The sequence below is a fragment of the Corynebacterium sp. NML130628 genome (genome assembly GCF_001875665.1).
Classification (GTDB): Bacteria; Actinomycetota; Actinomycetes; order Mycobacteriales; family Mycobacteriaceae; genus Corynebacterium.
In genome coordinates this window covers 21,408-37,199 of the sequence record NZ_MLAL01000010.1, presented here as the reverse complement: position 1 = coordinate 37,199, position 15,792 = coordinate 21,408, and the positions used below count along the sequence as shown (strand labels likewise).

Annotated in this window: 14 protein-coding genes and 1 pseudogene; 8 read left to right on the top strand and 7 right to left on the bottom strand. The window is 59.5% G+C overall.

Annotated features, from left to right (window positions below):
- Nucleotides 1-124: 124 nt before the first annotated feature.
- The 3 genes and pseudogenes from BJP07_RS01460 to BJP07_RS10945 all read left to right on the top strand — a co-directional run.
- Nucleotides 125-742: a CueP family metal-binding protein gene (locus BJP07_RS01460; RefSeq protein WP_071565721.1), complete on the top strand. Its 618-nt coding sequence runs from the start codon at nucleotides 125-127 to the stop codon at nucleotides 740-742.
- 71 nt (nucleotides 743-813) lie between these two features.
- Nucleotides 814-2,289 carry a multicopper oxidase family protein gene (locus BJP07_RS01455; protein ID WP_071565720.1) on the top strand — a complete coding sequence of 492 codons (1,476 nt, stop codon included), beginning with the start codon at nucleotides 814-816 and terminating at the stop codon, nucleotides 2,287-2,289.
- Between the two features lie 39 nt (nucleotides 2,290-2,328).
- Nucleotides 2,329-2,502, top strand: a pseudogene (locus tag BJP07_RS10945) (cytochrome c biogenesis protein CcdA); the annotation flags it as partial.
- Nucleotides 2,503-2,566: 64 nt separating this feature from the next.
- Here the strand turns inward: BJP07_RS10945 and BJP07_RS01445 are convergent.
- From BJP07_RS01445 to trmB, 4 genes are read right to left on the bottom strand one after another with little or no spacing between them, the layout of a single operon-like run.
- On the bottom strand, nucleotides 2,567-3,565 hold the full coding sequence (locus BJP07_RS01445; RefSeq protein WP_255365890.1) for a YbhN family protein: 999 nt from the start codon (nucleotides 3,563-3,565) through the stop codon (nucleotides 2,567-2,569).
- Nucleotides 3,549-5,867, bottom strand: coding sequence for an MMPL family transporter (locus BJP07_RS01440; RefSeq protein WP_071565719.1), 2,319 nt, complete (start codon nucleotides 5,865-5,867; stop codon nucleotides 3,549-3,551). Before BJP07_RS01440 ends, BJP07_RS01445 begins: the two co-directional genes overlap by 17 nt.
- 9 nt (nucleotides 5,868-5,876) lie before the next feature.
- Complete coding sequence (locus BJP07_RS01435; protein ID WP_071565718.1) at nucleotides 5,877-6,557, bottom strand: NYN domain-containing protein; 681 nt, start codon at nucleotides 6,555-6,557, stop codon at nucleotides 5,877-5,879.
- 3 nt (nucleotides 6,558-6,560) lie between these two features.
- Nucleotides 6,561-7,322 (bottom strand): tRNA (guanosine(46)-N7)-methyltransferase TrmB, encoded by a 762-nt coding sequence (gene trmB, locus BJP07_RS01430; protein ID WP_071565744.1) that lies wholly within the window; start codon nucleotides 7,320-7,322, stop codon nucleotides 6,561-6,563.
- Between the two features lie 330 nt (nucleotides 7,323-7,652).
- Between trmB and BJP07_RS01425 the strand changes: the two genes are divergently transcribed.
- Nucleotides 7,653-9,476, top strand: coding sequence for a phosphoenolpyruvate carboxykinase (GTP) (locus BJP07_RS01425; RefSeq protein WP_071565717.1), 1,824 nt, complete (start codon nucleotides 7,653-7,655; stop codon nucleotides 9,474-9,476).
- A gap of 390 nt (nucleotides 9,477-9,866) precedes the next feature.
- Here the strand turns inward: BJP07_RS01425 and BJP07_RS10820 are convergent, their stop codons facing one another.
- The gene (locus tag BJP07_RS10820; RefSeq protein ID WP_083584004.1) at nucleotides 9,867-10,052 is read right to left on the bottom strand and encodes a hypothetical protein; all 186 of its coding nucleotides are present in this window, start codon (nucleotides 10,050-10,052) and stop codon (nucleotides 9,867-9,869) included.
- A gap of 841 nt (nucleotides 10,053-10,893) precedes the next feature.
- On the opposite strand from BJP07_RS10820, the gene BJP07_RS01415 reads away from it, so the two are divergent.
- The 4 genes from BJP07_RS01415 to BJP07_RS10930 all read left to right on the top strand — a co-directional run bounded on the left by BJP07_RS01415 (nucleotide 10,894) and on the right by BJP07_RS10930 (nucleotide 13,588).
- A complete protein-coding gene (locus BJP07_RS01415) occupies nucleotides 10,894-12,171 on the top strand; it encodes a sensor histidine kinase (RefSeq protein WP_143109626.1) in 1,278 nt (425 codons plus the stop codon).
- Between the two features lie 120 nt (nucleotides 12,172-12,291).
- Nucleotides 12,292-12,513 carry a hypothetical protein gene (locus BJP07_RS10940; protein ID WP_143109625.1) on the top strand — a complete coding sequence of 74 codons (222 nt, stop codon included), beginning with the start codon at nucleotides 12,292-12,294 and terminating at the stop codon, nucleotides 12,511-12,513.
- Between the two features lie 10 nt (nucleotides 12,514-12,523).
- Nucleotides 12,524-13,210, top strand: a complete 687-nt coding sequence (locus BJP07_RS10935) for a response regulator transcription factor (protein ID WP_071565716.1) — start codon at nucleotides 12,524-12,526, stop codon at nucleotides 13,208-13,210.
- Between the two features lie 27 nt (nucleotides 13,211-13,237).
- A complete protein-coding gene (locus BJP07_RS10930) occupies nucleotides 13,238-13,588 on the top strand; it encodes an ATP-binding protein (protein ID WP_071565715.1) in 351 nt (116 codons plus the stop codon).
- A 165-nt stretch (nucleotides 13,589-13,753) separates the two neighbouring features.
- Here the strand turns inward: BJP07_RS10930 and BJP07_RS01400 are convergent, their stop codons facing one another.
- A complete protein-coding gene (locus BJP07_RS01400; RefSeq protein WP_143109624.1) occupies nucleotides 13,754-14,980 on the bottom strand; it encodes a hypothetical protein in 1,227 nt (408 codons plus the stop codon).
- Nucleotides 14,964-15,773 (bottom strand): hypothetical protein, encoded by an 810-nt coding sequence (locus BJP07_RS01395; protein WP_071565713.1) that lies wholly within the window; start codon nucleotides 15,771-15,773, stop codon nucleotides 14,964-14,966. The genes BJP07_RS01400 and BJP07_RS01395 overlap by 17 nt, the downstream gene beginning before the upstream one ends.
- Between the last annotated feature and the right edge of the window lie 19 nt (nucleotides 15,774-15,792).

Genomic DNA, 15,792 nt, shown 5'->3' with positions numbered 1-15,792 from the left:
GTTATAAGGCTGTGAGCAGGGTTTTTGATTTCTACTCCGTCAGGCACCCGTGCAAGATAACGGTATGGCACCGACCTTGAGGCGGTGTCTTCTCACAGTGTTACCACGATCCAAGGAGATTGACGTGAAACGAGCAGCGATCGCAGCCGCCGCCCTTGCCCTCGCCCTCACGGGGTGTTCGACCGCCGACCCGGAACCCACGGCCGCCGACCCGGAACCCACGGCCGCCGACCCGGAACCCACGGCCGACGGGACGGTGTCCCAAGATACATTCCTGACTACCCATGGCCTGGCCGGCATGGACGCGGTGGAGATCATTGATCACCTCGACCGGCAGAAGGTCACTGAGCGCCCCACGGATCTGATCGCCTCAGTGCGTGCCGATGAACTGCTGCTCTCGAGCGGTGACCAGGAAGTCGTGGTCGATCTTCCCGACAATCAGACGTATGTCTCGATCGCACCCTATCTCAACTCCACCCACGACTGCTTCTACCACAGCCTCACGACCTGCGTGGGGGAACTCAGCAATGAGGATATCCAGGTCAAGATCACCGATGAGACGACCGGTGAGGTGCTGGTGGACGAGGAGACAACCACTTTCGACAACGGGTTTATTGGCTTCTGGCTTCCCGATGATGTCACCGGCCTGATTGAGGTCAGCTACCAGGGGCGTACCGGCACCACGGAGTTTTCCACCACCGACGACGGTGCCACCTGTGTCACAGACCTGCGCCTTTCGTGATGGCTCAGCAGGGTCCTCACCTGCGCCTGTCTCTCCGTGTCACTGAATTCTTACACCAGGAAGGTTAAATCATGACGAACGCGTTTTCCCGACGACAGTTTCTGCTCGGCGGGCTCGTCCTCGCCGGCACCGGGGCCGTGGCCGCCTGCACCAGCGACCCTGGACCCGCTGCCTCGGCACCAGGTTCCTCCCTTCGCCCCACTCCCACTGCGCTCGGTGAGCCGACGGTGCGGCGGACACTGACCGCCCGGCCCCTCTCCCTGGATATCGGCGGCATCGAGACCAAGACGTGGGGATACGTCTCTGACACCGGGGATGCGGCCATTGAGGCCACCGCCGGCGACGTCCTCCAGGTCGATATCACCAATGAATTGCCTGAGAGCACCTCCATCCACTGGCATGGCATCGCACTCCACAACGCAGCCGACGGTGTGCCCGGCATGACCCAGGACCCCATTGAACCTGGCGAGTCTTTCTCCTATGTTTTTGAAGTCCCCCACGGTGGCACCTATTTCTACCATTCACACACCGGCCTGCAGCTTGATCGCGGCCTCCACGCCCCACTGATCATCCGTGACCCTCAAGACACTGAGGACCAGGACGTCGAGTGGACCATCGTGCTCGACGACTGGGTCGATGGTATTCAGGGCACTCCCGACGATGAGCTCGATAAGCTCACCGGAATGGGTTCGGGCGACCATAACGGGAGGATGGGAATGGGAGGTCACGGCCACATGATGCACGGCACCCCGGACCGGGTACTGGGCGGGGATGCCGGCGATGTGATGTATCCGCACTACCTCATCAACGGACGTATCCCCCGCGCTCACCGGACCTTCGAGGCTCGCCCGGGCGATAAGGCCCGCCTGCGGTTTATCAACTCCGGCGGTGACACCATCTTCAAGGTGGCCCTCGGTGGTCACCGCATGACCGTCACCCACACCGACGGCTTCCCTGTCCAGCCCAGGGAGACCGAATCGATCTACCTGTCGATGGGCGAGCGTGTCGACGTCGAGGTCATCCTCGACGACGGCGTCTTCCCGCTCACGGCTTTGGCGGTGGGTAAGGACGACCGCGCCTTCGCCGTCATCCGCACCGCCGGCGGCCAGGCCCCCCGCCCCGATGTCGACTTCCCCGAGTTGTCGTCCGCCGGACTGCTCCTGTCCTCTCTGAAGCCTGCAGACCGTGCACTCCTGCCCGAGGGCACACCAGACCGAGAAGTTGGCATCGACCTGGGCGGGCAGATGATGCCGTATGAATGGAGCATTCTCACCGACGGCCAATCCTCCTCCGCGACCGTGCAGGAGGGCCAGCGCCTGCGGATGGTCATGCGCAACAGGACCATGATGCCCCATCCCATGCACATCCACGGACACACGTGGGCGCTGCCCGGCAGCGGCGGGCTGCGCAAGGACACCGTCCTTCTCCGCCACGGTGAAACCATGATCGCCGACCTGATCGCTGACAACCCCGGTGAGTGGGCATTTCACTGCCATAACGCCTATCACATGGAAACCGGGATGTTCAGCTCGCTTCGCTACGAGTAACGCCCACAGCAGGGTTGAGTGTCGAGGTAGGCAGAGTCGCTGCAGACCACTCACCGGGCCACTGATGATCTTCCTCGGTGTTTCGGCATCCTGGCCGCGGCAGCTGCCGGTCTGATCTCGTTCGCCTCCCCGTGCGTCGTACCCCTGGTACCCGGGTATATGTCGTATCTGGCCAGTGCGGTCGGCGGGGAGGTCGACTACGACGCCGAGGGGGTGAGCCGGGGAACTTTTTCGGGGCGACCGGGCCAGACCGGGCCGGGCCAGGCCAGGGCCGACCTCACGCCTTGCCCAGCATGTAGCCGCGCCCGGCGTACATGGCCACGTGGATGACCCAGCCGATGGCGGTGATGAGGGCGAAGGAGATGAGTCGGTAGAGGACGGTGACGGCGGTGGCGTCGACAAGGGTGAGGCCGACGGTGACCAGGGAGCCGGCGAGGATGGCCTCCACGGTGCCCACGCCGCCGGGGGTGACTTGGGCGGCGCCGGCGAGTTTGGTCATGATGAACGCGAGGGTGATGCCCATTGCGGAGGTTTGGTTGAGGCCGGGCTCGAAACCTGGGGCGGTGCCGAGGACGGACCAGGCGCAGAAGTAGAGCACGGCCAGGTCGAGGATTTGGTTGAGCAGGGAGAATGCGGCGGCGGCGGTGAAGCGGCGGCGTGACATTTGGATGGCGGCGACTTGGTCGACAACGCCGCTGGCTTTGGTAGCGACACGCTCGGGAAGGCAGCGCAACCAGCGCTTCAGTACGGCGGGGTTGCGGGTGGCCCAGTAGAGGCCGCCGACGACGGCCGCGGTCCCCGCGAGCGATCCGGCCAGGGCCCACACAGACAGTTTCGCGCCCATGAAGACGACGGCGCTGATGCCGATGAGCGCCATCCACACAGTTGACAACGCCCCGGAGACCACGAAGAACCAGGCACACAGGCCGGTGGAGGCGCCCCAGGACTGGTGGACGCGGAAGGTCAGCCACGCGGAGAGCGCCGGGCCGCCGGGGACGGTGGTGGACCAGGCGTTAGAGGCGAGCGTGATGTTCATACAGCCGCGCAGGTCGGCGATGCGTCCTTCGATGTTGAGGAGTACTAGCATCACGGCGGCCATGGCGGCGATGGCGCCGAACGCGGTGACCACGGCCCCGAACAGCGGCAGCAGGTCGGCGCGGCGCAGCGTGGTCCAGGCTTCGCCGAGGAAGGGGAGGCGGTCGCGAAACAGCACCAGGCCGACAATCAGGATGACGACGGGTGCTGTCCAGCGCAGCCACTTAGCGTTCAAGTTCACGCTTCTTGAGCTGCTCGAGCGCCCGGCGGGTCTCGAGTTCCTGCATCAGTTCCGTGAAGGGGATAAGGTCGGCATCCTCGTTGACGGTCCTGCCTGCCCGGGCGGGGGACGGGTCGAGGGCGATCGCTTCGTCGACGGGGGTGTGGGCGGGGTCGGAGGGGGCGTCGACAAGCGGGACGGAGCTGGAGCCTTCGCCGAGGCTGCGGTAGGCGCGCTTGACCCAGCGTGGTGCCCACCAGTTGTCCTCGCGCAACAGGTGCATGACGGACGGCACGATGAGCAGGCGGATGATGGTGGCGTCGAGGGCCAGGGAGACGATCATGCCGAACGCGATGTACTTCATCATGACGATGTCGCTCATGGCGAAGGCTGCGGCGACCACGATCATGATGGCGGCGGCCGCGGTGATGATGCCGCCGGTGTGCGCCGTGCCGTACTTGATGGACTGGTCGGTGGTGGCGCGGTTGTGGCGGGCCTCGACCATGCGGGAGACGAGGAAGACTTCGTAGTCGGTGGACAGGCCGTAGAGGATCGCGATGATGAGCACCAGCACCGGGCTCATCAGCGGGCCTGGGGTGAAGTTGAGCAGGCCGGAGCCGACGCCGTCAACGAAGACGAGGGTGAGGAACCCGAGGGTTGCGCCGATGCCGAGCACGTTCATGATGACGGCCTTCGCCGGCAGGATCAGCGATCCGAACAGTAGCGCCATCAGCAGGAACGTGGCCAGCACCATGTAGAGCGCCATCCAGGGCAGCCGCTCCAAAAGAGCCTCGATGGATTCGACCTCCATGGCCGGGGTGCCCGCGATGTAGACGCCGACGCCCTCTGGCCCCTCGATGGCGCGCAGCTGGTCCACGACTGCTTGGCCGCCGTTGCGGTCCGCCAGCGGCGCGGAGAGCACCGTGGTGCCGTCCTTCGTCGCCTGGGATGGGGAGAGCGGCTTGGCTAGGCCGGTGACTTCGCGGGACTGCAGGACCACGTCCACGAGTTGCTCGTTGGTGGCGTTGGTGACTACGAGCTTGATCGGGTCGGTGCGAAACGCCGGGAACTCCTCGTTGAAGGCGTCCTGCGCCTGCCGCGTTTCCTGGTTGGGTGGCAGGTAGCTTTCGTTGATGCCGCCGAAGGTGATGCCGACCATCGGCACGGTGAGCAGCAGCAGCGCGCCGGTCGCGCCGACGACGACTTTCTTCGAGTTGCGCATCGCCCACGCCGGCAGCCGGTACCACACGGTGTCTTCTATTCGACGTCCCCTTCGCGACGTCCGCCGCACCGACCACTTATCGATGTTGGGCCCCAGCATGCCGAACAGCGCCGGCAGCATGGTCACGGAGATGACCGCGGCGAGCATGACGGCGCTGATAGCGCCGTAGGCCACGGACTTGAGGAAGGCCTGCGGGAACATGAGCAGGCCGGAGAGTGCCACACCAACCATGAGTGCGGAGAAGAACACGGTTTTGCCGGCGGTGGTTGTGGTGGCGGCGACGGCCTCTTCGGTGCTCACGCCGCGGTCGAGTTCTTCGCGGAAGCGGGAGACCATGAACAGGCCGTAGTCGATGGCCAGGCCCAGGCCGAGCAGCGTGATGATGGACTGGGAGAAGATGTTGACCTGCTGGAACTGCGCCAGGATGGACAGCAGCGACAGGGAGCCGATGATGGACAGGATGCCCACGATCAGCGGCATCGCCGCGGCGACCACGCCCCCGAAGACGAACAACAGGATGATGGCCACGAACACCAGGCCGACTTTTTCGGCGCGGGCGATGTCGTTGGCCATGCCGGTGTCTAGCGCGTCGGCGACGGCGGTGGCGCCGGCGATCTGCACGGTGGCGTCGCCGGGCAGCGTGATGTCGTTGAGCGCGGGTTGGATGGCGCGGAAGTCTTTCAGCGTCTGTTCGCCGTCGCCGGCCAGGCCGATCGCGGCGAAGGCGGCCGTGCCGTCCTCGGTGATCTGCTGCTGGTTCGGCGCGGAGAAGTAGCTGGTGATGTGGTCGATCTGGTCCGGGAACTGGGTTTTTAGGGCCTCGATTTGGCGGTTGGCCTCGTTGAACACGGCGGGGTCCGCCACGCCCTGTGGGGCGCGGACGAGCAGGATGACATCACCGGCGTTGTCGCGGCCGAAGGTGTCGTTCTCGATGGTGGCAGCCGTGGTGGAGTCCGCGCGCGGGTCCTCCCAGCCTTCCTGCGAGAGGCGCTCGCCCAGCTTGGAGCCGAAGAGCACCTGCAGCACCACGATCACCGCGATGACCACAATCGGCAGCACTTTGCGCTGCCGGTACGCGAAATGTCCCCACCTGTAAAACACGGCCAGCTCCTACTTTTCCTTGGTGTTGTGCAGCAACGAGGTCAGCGGGCGGAACGGCTGCAGCCATGCGCCGCCGTCCGGCAGGGATTCCAGGTTGATGCGCGGCAGCGGCTCCAGGAACACGTTCGGGATGTCCTCGAGGTCGACGAAGCGCAGCAGTGGGGAGTCGACGGCCCACGCGGCGTGCTCGTGGAACCCGATGACGGTCACGGGCAGGCCGTCCTCCGCGAGCTGTTCGAGCGGCTCCTGGAAGTTCTGGCCGTCGGCAGACGCGACGACGACGCCGCGCAGCACGCCCTCGTCGAGACGGCGGCGGATGTGGGTGAGCATGTCCTGATCGACGTCCGAATCCTCAGCGGTCTTCGGCTTTGCGAAGACCGCGAAACCCACGTTGCGCAGCGCGTCCACCCACGGGCGGACCGACTCGGCGTTGTGGGAGGCGACGTTGGTAAACACGGTGGCTTCCGGCTCGATGGTGGAGCCGGTCTCCTGCGAGGCCTTCGCCGCGAGCCCGATCAGCCAGTGCCCGAGGGCGTCGAAACGCGGCCGCTGCGACCCGGAGGGCCGCCCGCCGAGGATCGCGCCGAGCCCCATGTCAAGGTTCGGTGCGTCCCAGACGAGCAGGTAGGTGTCGGGGCCTGGCTCTGCGCCTGGCGTGTAGGGGTGCGTCTTGTCCTGCAGGTCCTGCATGGTTTACTTCTTCTCCCAGAGGTATTCGCGGATCGTGTGGTCTTGTTCCAACCCTTTCCCCTCGAATTTAGTGATGACCTGTCGGTCTGTCAGCAACGGCGCCTCTGGCCACGGCCAACCCTTGTATTCCAGCATGGGTTCCACGTTGACGAGTTCGTCGATCCACTCGGCGTAGTCGGCGTGGTCGGTGGCGACGTGCAGCACGCCGCCTTTCTTCAGGCGCGTCGCGATGAGGTTCAGCGTGCCCGATTGGATGATGCGGCGCTTGTGGTGGCGGGCTTTCGGCCACGGGTCGGGGAAGAAGATGCGCACACCGTCGAGGCTTTCCTCGCCGAACATGCGGGCCAGGACCTCGACGCCGTCGCCGCGCACCATGCGGATGTTGTCGATCTCGCCGCGCACCACGGAGCCGAGCAGCTTGGCCAGGCCCGGCTTGTACAGCTCGACCGCGATCACGTTGGTGTCCGCCTCCAGCGGCGCCATCGCCGCGGTGGAGGTGCCGGTGCCGGAGCCGATCTCGAGGATCGTCGGGTGGCCCGTGCGACCGAACCACTCGTCGACATCGATGGGAGTGTCGCTGAGCATCTGCCCCAAGCGCGGCCAATGCTCGTCGAAGAGCGCCTCCTGGTTGTCCGTCAGCGTGCCGCGACGGAAGGTCACCGAGCCGAGGCGTGGGTAGTCCAGGCCGGTATCAAATTCGGTTTGTGGGGGCCGCCCGTGGGGCAGTTCGCCCACGCCAGGGCGTGAATTCTCAGACATGTTCATCGTGTTCATTGTCCACACCATGTAGTGAAATGCAATTTGGTCCGCCGCCCCCGGAAAGGGGTGGATGTGGGGCTAGTCACGTTTGTTTTCGGGTTTGCACAGCGGATGAATGTTGTTTGTGCTGCATATGCCCCATATTTATCGACGTTCCACCGTTCGGGCACACCCCTATTTGGGGCTTATTTCAGCGCTCACTCTTGGTCATATCTATGAAGTATGTCACTGGTTATGACCGGGGTGGGCGTCGAAAAAATATGGCGAGGGCCAGCGCAGACGCGATTTCGATAGGCTTAGGTCCTAGAGGTTTGTCTATTTTGACCAGGAGAGATTATGACCACTGCCGTGAAGCGCATCGAAGGCAACGTACCAACCGACAATGAACAGCTCATTGCTTGGATCAACGAGGCTGTGGACCTCTTCGATCCTGACAAGGTGGTATTCGCGGACGGATCCCAGGAAGAGTGGGACCGCCTCGCAGCCGAGCTGGTAGAGAAGGGCACGCTGATCAAGCTCAACGAGGAGAAGCGCCCGAACTCCTTCCTCGCACGCTCGAACCCTTCCGACGTCGCACGTGTTGAGTCCCGCACCTTCATCGCCACCGAAGATGAGGACGGCGCAGGCCCAACCAACAACTGGCGCGACCCAGCCGAGCTCAAGGCGGAAATGCGCGAGCACTTCAGCGGCTCCATGAAGGGCCGCACCATGTACGTTGTGCCGTTCTGCATGGGCCCAATCAGCGACCCGGACCCGAAGCTAGGCGTACAGCTCACCGACTCCGCATACGTGGTCATGTCCATGCGCGTCATGACCCGCATGGGCCAGGAAGCGCTGGACAAGATCGAGGGCGACAAGTTCGTACCGTGCCTCCACTCCGTCGGCGCGCCACTCGAGCCAGGCGAGGAAGACGTCGCATGGCCATGCAATGAGACGAAGTACATCTCCCAGTTCCCAGAGACCAAGGAAATCTGGTCCTACGGCTCCGGCTACGGCGGCAACGCAATCCTGGCGAAGAAGTGCTTCGCCCTGCGTATCGCCTCCGTCATGGCGAAGGAAGAGGGCTGGATGGCTGAGCATATGCTCATCCTGAAGCTCACCTCCCCAGAGGGCAAGGTGTACCACATCACCGGCGCATTCCCGTCCGCATGTGGCAAGACCAACCTGGCAATGCTCACCCCGTCGCTCGAGGGCTGGACCTCCGAGGTTGTCGGCGACGACATCGCCTGGATGCACCTGCGTGAGGACGGCCTCTACGCCGTCAACCCAGAAAACGGCTTCTTCGGCGTTGCACCTGGCACGAACTACAAGTCCAACCCGATCGCCATGAAGACCATGGAGCCGGGCAACACCCTGTTCACCAACGTCGGCCTCACCGACGACGGCGACGTCTGGTGGGAAGGCATGGACGGCGACGCCCCAGCACACCTCGTGGACTGGCACGGCAACGACTGGACCCCAGAGTCCGGCGAGAAGGCCGCCCACCCGAACTCCCGCTACTGCACCCCGATCGCACAGTGCCCAACGGCAGCACCGGAGTACGACGATTGGAAGGGTGTCAAGGTCGACGCCATCCTCTTCGGCGGACGCCGCCCGGACACCGTGCCACTGGTCACCCAGGCGCACGATTGGGAGCACGGCACCTTGATCGGTGCGATGCTCTCCTCCGGCCAGACCGCTGCCTCCGCAGAAGCGAAGGTCGGCTCCCTGCGCCACGACCCGATGGCCATGCTGCCGTTCATGGGCTACAACGTCGGTGACTACTTCCAGCACTGGATCGACATGGGTCGCGAAGGAGGCGACCGCATGCCGGCGATCTTCCTGGTGAACTGGTTCCGCCGCGGCGAGGACGGCCGCTACCTGTGGCCAGGCTTCGGCGAGAACTCCCGCGTCCTGAAGTGGATCGTGGACCGCATCGAAGGTCGCGTCGGCGCAGACGAGACCGTGGTCGGCTACACCGCCCGCGCGGAAGACCTGGACCTGGAGGGCCTCGACGAGCCAATCGAGGACGTCAAGGAAGCCCTCTACCCAGATCCGAAGCTGTGGGAGGGCGACGTCGCGGATGCCCGCGAGTACTTCGCTGGCCTCGGCGACCGCGTTCCGAAGGAAATCTTCGAACAGCTGGATAAGCTCGAGGAGCGCGTCAACGCCGCGAAGTAAATCGCAGTAAGCCTCTAAGGTAAAAGGCCCGCCGTGTGGCGGGCCTTTGCTTATGTGAACGTACTCGCCAGAGTTGCTAGCTACGCTCTGCTTTGCGTGCCGTTAGCAGCAGGGCGTTGACTCTTGAGCGCGTACTCTGCGACTGAAGTGCTCCGGGTTTTGTTCCTAGGTTTTTGCCTTAATTTCTATTGCCAGTGGAGGGGTCTGCTTCCAAAGTTCGGTTTCCACCTCGACCAGGTTCCGGTATCTCAAGCTTTGGTGGAGCTTTGTCTCGTTCCACAATGACGCCCATTCGAATATCGCGATTTTCCCTCGACAGCATCATTTCACCTGCGAGTATGGATCAGCTCGTTCTTGTAGGAACTGTTCACAATTACAGCAAGAGCATTGTCAATTGCCATAGGTGTCACCAACAGTTCCGGTGGAAGCAGCGAACCCGTACTGGGCGAGTTGCTCGTTGTAGACAACGCCGAGATACTGCGACCCGTGATCCGGGTGGTGACTGAGACCTGTTGTTTCTTCAGCAGACGCGATCGTCTGGCTGAGAGCTTGCAGCGGTAAAACTTCGGTGTGCATGGAATCTGATAACGCCTATCTAACGATCCGTCGAGAATGAACGCCAATGGCAAACGCGACATACACGAAGCTTTTCTTCGTCGTGCATACGTAATGTCTGCCACTCGCAGATTGTTCGGGTCCTGGGTTTGAATTCACACTCCACCCAGTCCTGGCGAAGAGGAGGCGCATTAGGCTTACGGATTGTGATCCGCTTTTGCTTTTGTCAGAAACGTCGGCCTGTCGCATCAACCGTGCAGTTTGCTCACGACCGACATCGATTTCGTCACGGTGAAGAGTATGCCCCATTTCCGCACACCGACACCGGGCCCGATGAATAGCACTAATGCATTCAACGAGCAAAACATCACAATGGCGACGAGCACTTTAACCGCAGGCCTTGGCCTGGCGATAACCAAGCGATATGATGCACCCACTAGCTTGGCTATCTTTCAACGTCCCACAGATGAACTCGACAGAGAAACGAATTCGGTATTCATCGATGAACTGGATTATTTCCGACGCAGAAAGGTGAGGCAGCCCTAGTGCCTCATTAGTATCGCGGAGCGCTGGATTTTCACGGAGCAACCTCGCGTTTTCGGTGCCACGATCATGCACGCATCCTCATGGGGATAGTCTCCGGCCCACCAAGATACGAGCATCGATAAGGCGGGCAGTACGGTCCTTTGCGTCCTGGTCAAATCATCTTGGCATACTCCAGATTTTTCTGTCTGCTCAAACGGAATAAAACCTAGGACACTTCACCTCAGTATGCTGGTTGAGAGTGTCGGCAAGCTTGTACTAATTTACAAGAAACTTTTCCGGGGATTACGCGTCTAGAAGTCCGACGGTCTTTAACCGAGTGCTTCAACAGGTGCTTTTGCAGGAGAAGAGTCGTCGTATCTGCCTGAAAACAAGTAAGAGGGAATTACGTTTTGTAGCTTCAGAATCGCATACAGCTAAGATTGCTGACAGTCAGAAGAAGCTTCAGGAGTATGGGGTAAATATGAAGCCAGCATCATTGATAAAAATATGGTCCAAGCTGAAGCCCTTGCCTCTCCCCTACTGGACTGGCCTCGTAGGGATCCTGGCGGTGGCAGGTAACTTTTTCCTGCAACCTGGTACTTTTACCAATCCCTGGACGATTCCAGCGACTGCATTGAATCTCTTATGTCTCATTGCAGTACCTCGTTTCCCGCTACCTACCTGGGCCGGATATCTCGTTCTATTTCTTCTTTTATCGGTACAGCCAGATATCCGAGCCACGGCCTTCACCTTCTTTGCCCCGCTTGTCGCTGCAGTTGTTGCCTACCGTGGCCACACAGCAGCGGCGGCAGCCGGAAGTATCCTGATTTGGTACTCAGGTTCAGTCAACCCTTCAGAAGGGGTCCTGTTTCCTCCTGATCTGCTGGCATCTACCGTCTGGGCGTTATTCCTTGCAGCTGCAGTTCTTCTCGGCCACATCCTTTACCGCGTCATCATTCAGAGAAGAGACTTGATGGAGCAGTGGGATAATGACATCCGAGCTCGCCGAGCATCGTTAGCAAGAGCATTGCATGACTCCGTAGCAGCGTCGTTGACCTCAGTGGTGATGCGTGCAGAAACGCTTAGTCTGCAGCAAGGCTTTGCTGCTGAAACCCAGGTGGAACTTGCTGCAATCGCAGAGCAGGCGCGCGATTCCATGAAAGAGGTGCGGGGTCTACTGCGTATTCTTAGCAGCGACTCTTCATCCTGCTCTAGCGATTTGGAACCATCTGCCGCCGACCAGTTTCATCAGATAGTCAGCTTCCTAAAAGCACATGGTTTCACCGTGGAAACAAGGGGCTCTTTCCGGGCCCTTTCCCTTAACCCAAATGGCCTTGTCGTACTCCGAGAGGTACTGAAAGAAGTGGCTACCAACATCATCAAGTACGCAAATCCCGGTTCCACAGTGACACTCACTGTGGAGGACCACGACGGCTATGTCACCATCAGCTTCATCAATACTGTTGGCAGCAGAAAACCGGCATCGGATTTAACCACCGGACTGGGTCTTCCGGCTATTTCACAGCTAGCCGAAGGCATCGGAGGCGACATGCGGACAGTCTCAAGCTCCACCCGATGGAATACCGAGTTACGGATCCCTCAGCAGAAACAATGACACCCCCAGAACGGTGGTCACTTTCGTCTATAACCTTCGCTTGTGGGCAACGGAGGCTACTTGATGCGAGATAATGAGATAGCCCAGAGATGCCCCCTAGATGCAGAAAGAGGACAGAGAATGATCCCTTTCCGTCGACTTCGCTCCATTGCTCCCCTCACAGCAGCATTAATCCTGACCCTGCTAATCGCCCCCTCGGCGGTGGCTGAACAAGTCTCCGTAACGCCGCAAATTTCCCAGCCCCAAGAGTCCCACATCGAAAATAACGCTGTTGCGATCGTCGGCACTATTACCGATATCTTCTCCTGTAAACATCATCCAGCCCTGCCATGGAGCAAATAAGCTACAAGAAATGAGCGAACATACTGCGCAAATAAAGGTTCTTCTCGTTGATGATGACCCACGGGTCTTATCCTCATTCCGACAGTATTTCGCCACTACTAAAGACATCCGCGTTGTGGCAGAAGCGCACGATGGAGTCGAGGCTCTCACCGTGCTCGACAACGTCCCTCTCGATATCATTCTGGCCGATATTCACATGCCGGAGATGGACGGGGTGACGTTGTTGAGCGAGGTTCAGCGGCGAACGGACCCGCCTCCATTCGTAGCGATCACTGCACTTGACAGTGACGAGACAATGCTCAGAGTGCTGGCCGGTGGTGGTGCTGGCTATGTTCTTAAGAGTTCACGACCACAGGCAATTATTTCCGCAGTTCGAGACCCACTCACTGGCGGAATCACGGTATCTCCACAGGCCCTGAGCAGACTCGTTGATTACATCCCTGACAAAGTTTCCACACCCCCAGCATCCCACCGAGTGGACTTCTTTTCAGCCTATGAGGACCTTACTAAGGTAGAGGCGCGCATTCTACATTACATATGCCAGGGGCTATCTAATGCTGAAATAGCTTCCGCAATGAAGTATTCCGAAGCGACGGTAAAAAAGCATGTCTCCCACCTCATCGCGCGCTTCGGCGCGACCTCAAGACTCAGTTTGGCAATCACAGTGATCCAATCAAAATTGGGCAAGTCGTGGTAGAAATTTTTCTGGTCGGTCGACTACTCTGTGCGTTTCTTCCGCACAGACACGCTGGCCAACCAGCTGATGGTGCTACGCTATGATGACACAGCACGCATGGAGTTTCTTCAAGACTTACACCTGGCAGACGTACTCGTTCTTGATGACTTCTTAACAACACCGATTGATGCTGCCACAGCACACCAGCTGCTCAACATTCTTGCTGAGCGTGAACATCGGGGATCGACGATTGTCACCTCCCAGTTCACGCCCGATGAGTGGTACAAGTCCATCCCGGATGCTGTCATCGCCGAGTCGATACTCAATCGGCTTGTTGTTGGTGCTGAGATCATCACGCTTCAAGGTCCGAACATGCGCTTAGAAGCCACTACAAAGTAGCTGCTCATGGTCGACGCCCGGGTGTTACTCGATACTCACCCGGGCGTTACTGGAAACTCACCACAGTGTTACTAAATCCGTGGTCCTAACAATCTGCCGATTGACCGTTCGGAGCTTCGCTTGTCAACAATCCGAAGTCCCACTAGCTGGACCAGCCATGCAGGATTAATCATCTTGACCGTCCGTTCTGCGAAGCTGGATTTCAGTAATGATAGGTACTGCAGCGACGTAAGCCGCCAGTATCCCCAGTGCATGAGGAGTGAAAGCATCCCGAGGATTTAGACTCGATACTTGAGCGACTGCAGCAGCTAGAAGAGTGCCACTGATACACCCAAACAGCGCGAAGGGGAGAGTAAGACTGATCGTTTCGATGCGGACAAGATTCTTAGCGACCGTATCTTGTACTCCCCGTAGGGTGAGAACCTTGACTAGTCTAGTGCGGTCTCTGATCGCTGCAATAGCGATTCCGCTCACTGCGGCTAGTCCGAATAGCATAATACTGAGCGTCAACGCAGATGCCGCTTCACCGTACCCGGATGACATGGCAGAGTTGACATTGTCGATTCTTTCCTGCGATGTCAATCCGGACTTGGTTTGCATGGTTGCAGACAAAACAACATTAGATGGGAGCTGATCCAAATCTGCGTATAGATATCTGCCCACGTTGTTGATTTCTTCACTGGAGGTCGAAATGAGAATTTCCGTGAGTCCGGGAACTTCTTGGATCCGTAGTGGCGGTAGGTCTAGTTCAGTGTCTGTGACCGGGATGACGAATTGAGAAGATAGAGATGCTGCGTCCATTCCCACCGGGATCAACATTGATTCGGCGTCATCGGCTGGACATACGGGGTCGTCAGTGGCTAGCTCTGCATATTCATGACAGGACATAACGAACGCGTTTATTGAACGTTGGTTTTCCCGCAGTAGTCGTCCTTGTCCAAATGTTCCCATTACCCCCGGAGATGTGAATTCTTCGTAGGTGGCCTCAATCTCAGCATCATCGCGAAGACCTCCCCAGTGAATCCCCGGCTTCCAGTAACTCAGTCCCGAGCTCACCTGTCCAAGTCCGGCATTCGCTAAACCAACTGTCACAGTCGATACTGCGCAGATGCAAAATAAGAGCACTACGCTCGAACCAATGGAGGTTGCACGGTAGCGAAGGGAAGCTGATACTAGAGTCCCTTGGATCCCTCCGCCGAAGACTTTTTCATAACACCAGCCGGCGCCGAGGGCTAGAAATGGCGCAAGATACACTAGCCCAGCAATGATAGGGAGGAAGGCTAAAGGAACCAAGATTGGGAGGGAAAATATCTCGGATGCGATGGCCATCAGGGCCGCTGCTACTATGCCAACAGGAAAAGCAGCTAATTGCCATTTATGCAGTCGTTGCAAAGAGTTTCATCCTCCTCAGGTACGTCGCGACGCCCACCATGATGGTGATAAGAACCCCACAGCCAAATGCTCCTACTAGGCCAGCGAAAGCATCCGCAGGGAGGAACCCACGGCCTTCCCAGACCACCTTTTCGAGAATGCGAGATACGAGATATAAGGGGGCTACTGAAAGTACAACGCTCACGAGAAGACCGGCCAACGGTGCAGCCGACAGCAACGCAGCCGCGACCCACTTCCCGGCGCCTCGCAGCGCAAGAACCCGAGCAGTTTCCTCCCATGCAGGGTCGAAGATCTTGGACACATTCCAAAAACACACCAGACAAGGAAGCACGACAACAATAAAGTAGACCAAAACTATATAAATGACGGTCTGATCAAGTACAGGTGCCTGATCCTTGGTCGCAGTGGCGGAGCTGTCTACTGCCTTATCTGTTGGCATAACAATGTTCACCGTCCGGGAGTCTGCGACCGCCGTATCTTTAATTGTGGAAGTGCATTCCAAATCCTCCATGTATCGAACGAACCTGTCCGGAGCGTTATCACCTGCCCCTGTGGCACAGTTGAACGATCGAGCCTGCCCCTGAAGAGGGATTTTGCTGAGGTAGGCAGGCGTAGCAGATATCAGTTCCAAAACTCCGTCGCCGGAAGCGATCGACCATGTTGTGGAGCTCTGCTGTCCCGCGATAATCTCCGGAGACTGCCAATGGGTGCGTTCATCCGCATTTACGAGCATCATTATTCCCATGATCGGAAGAAGCAGGATCACCAGCAGCGCTAGGTTAAAAAAGCCCACAACGAATACTTCGCTTCTA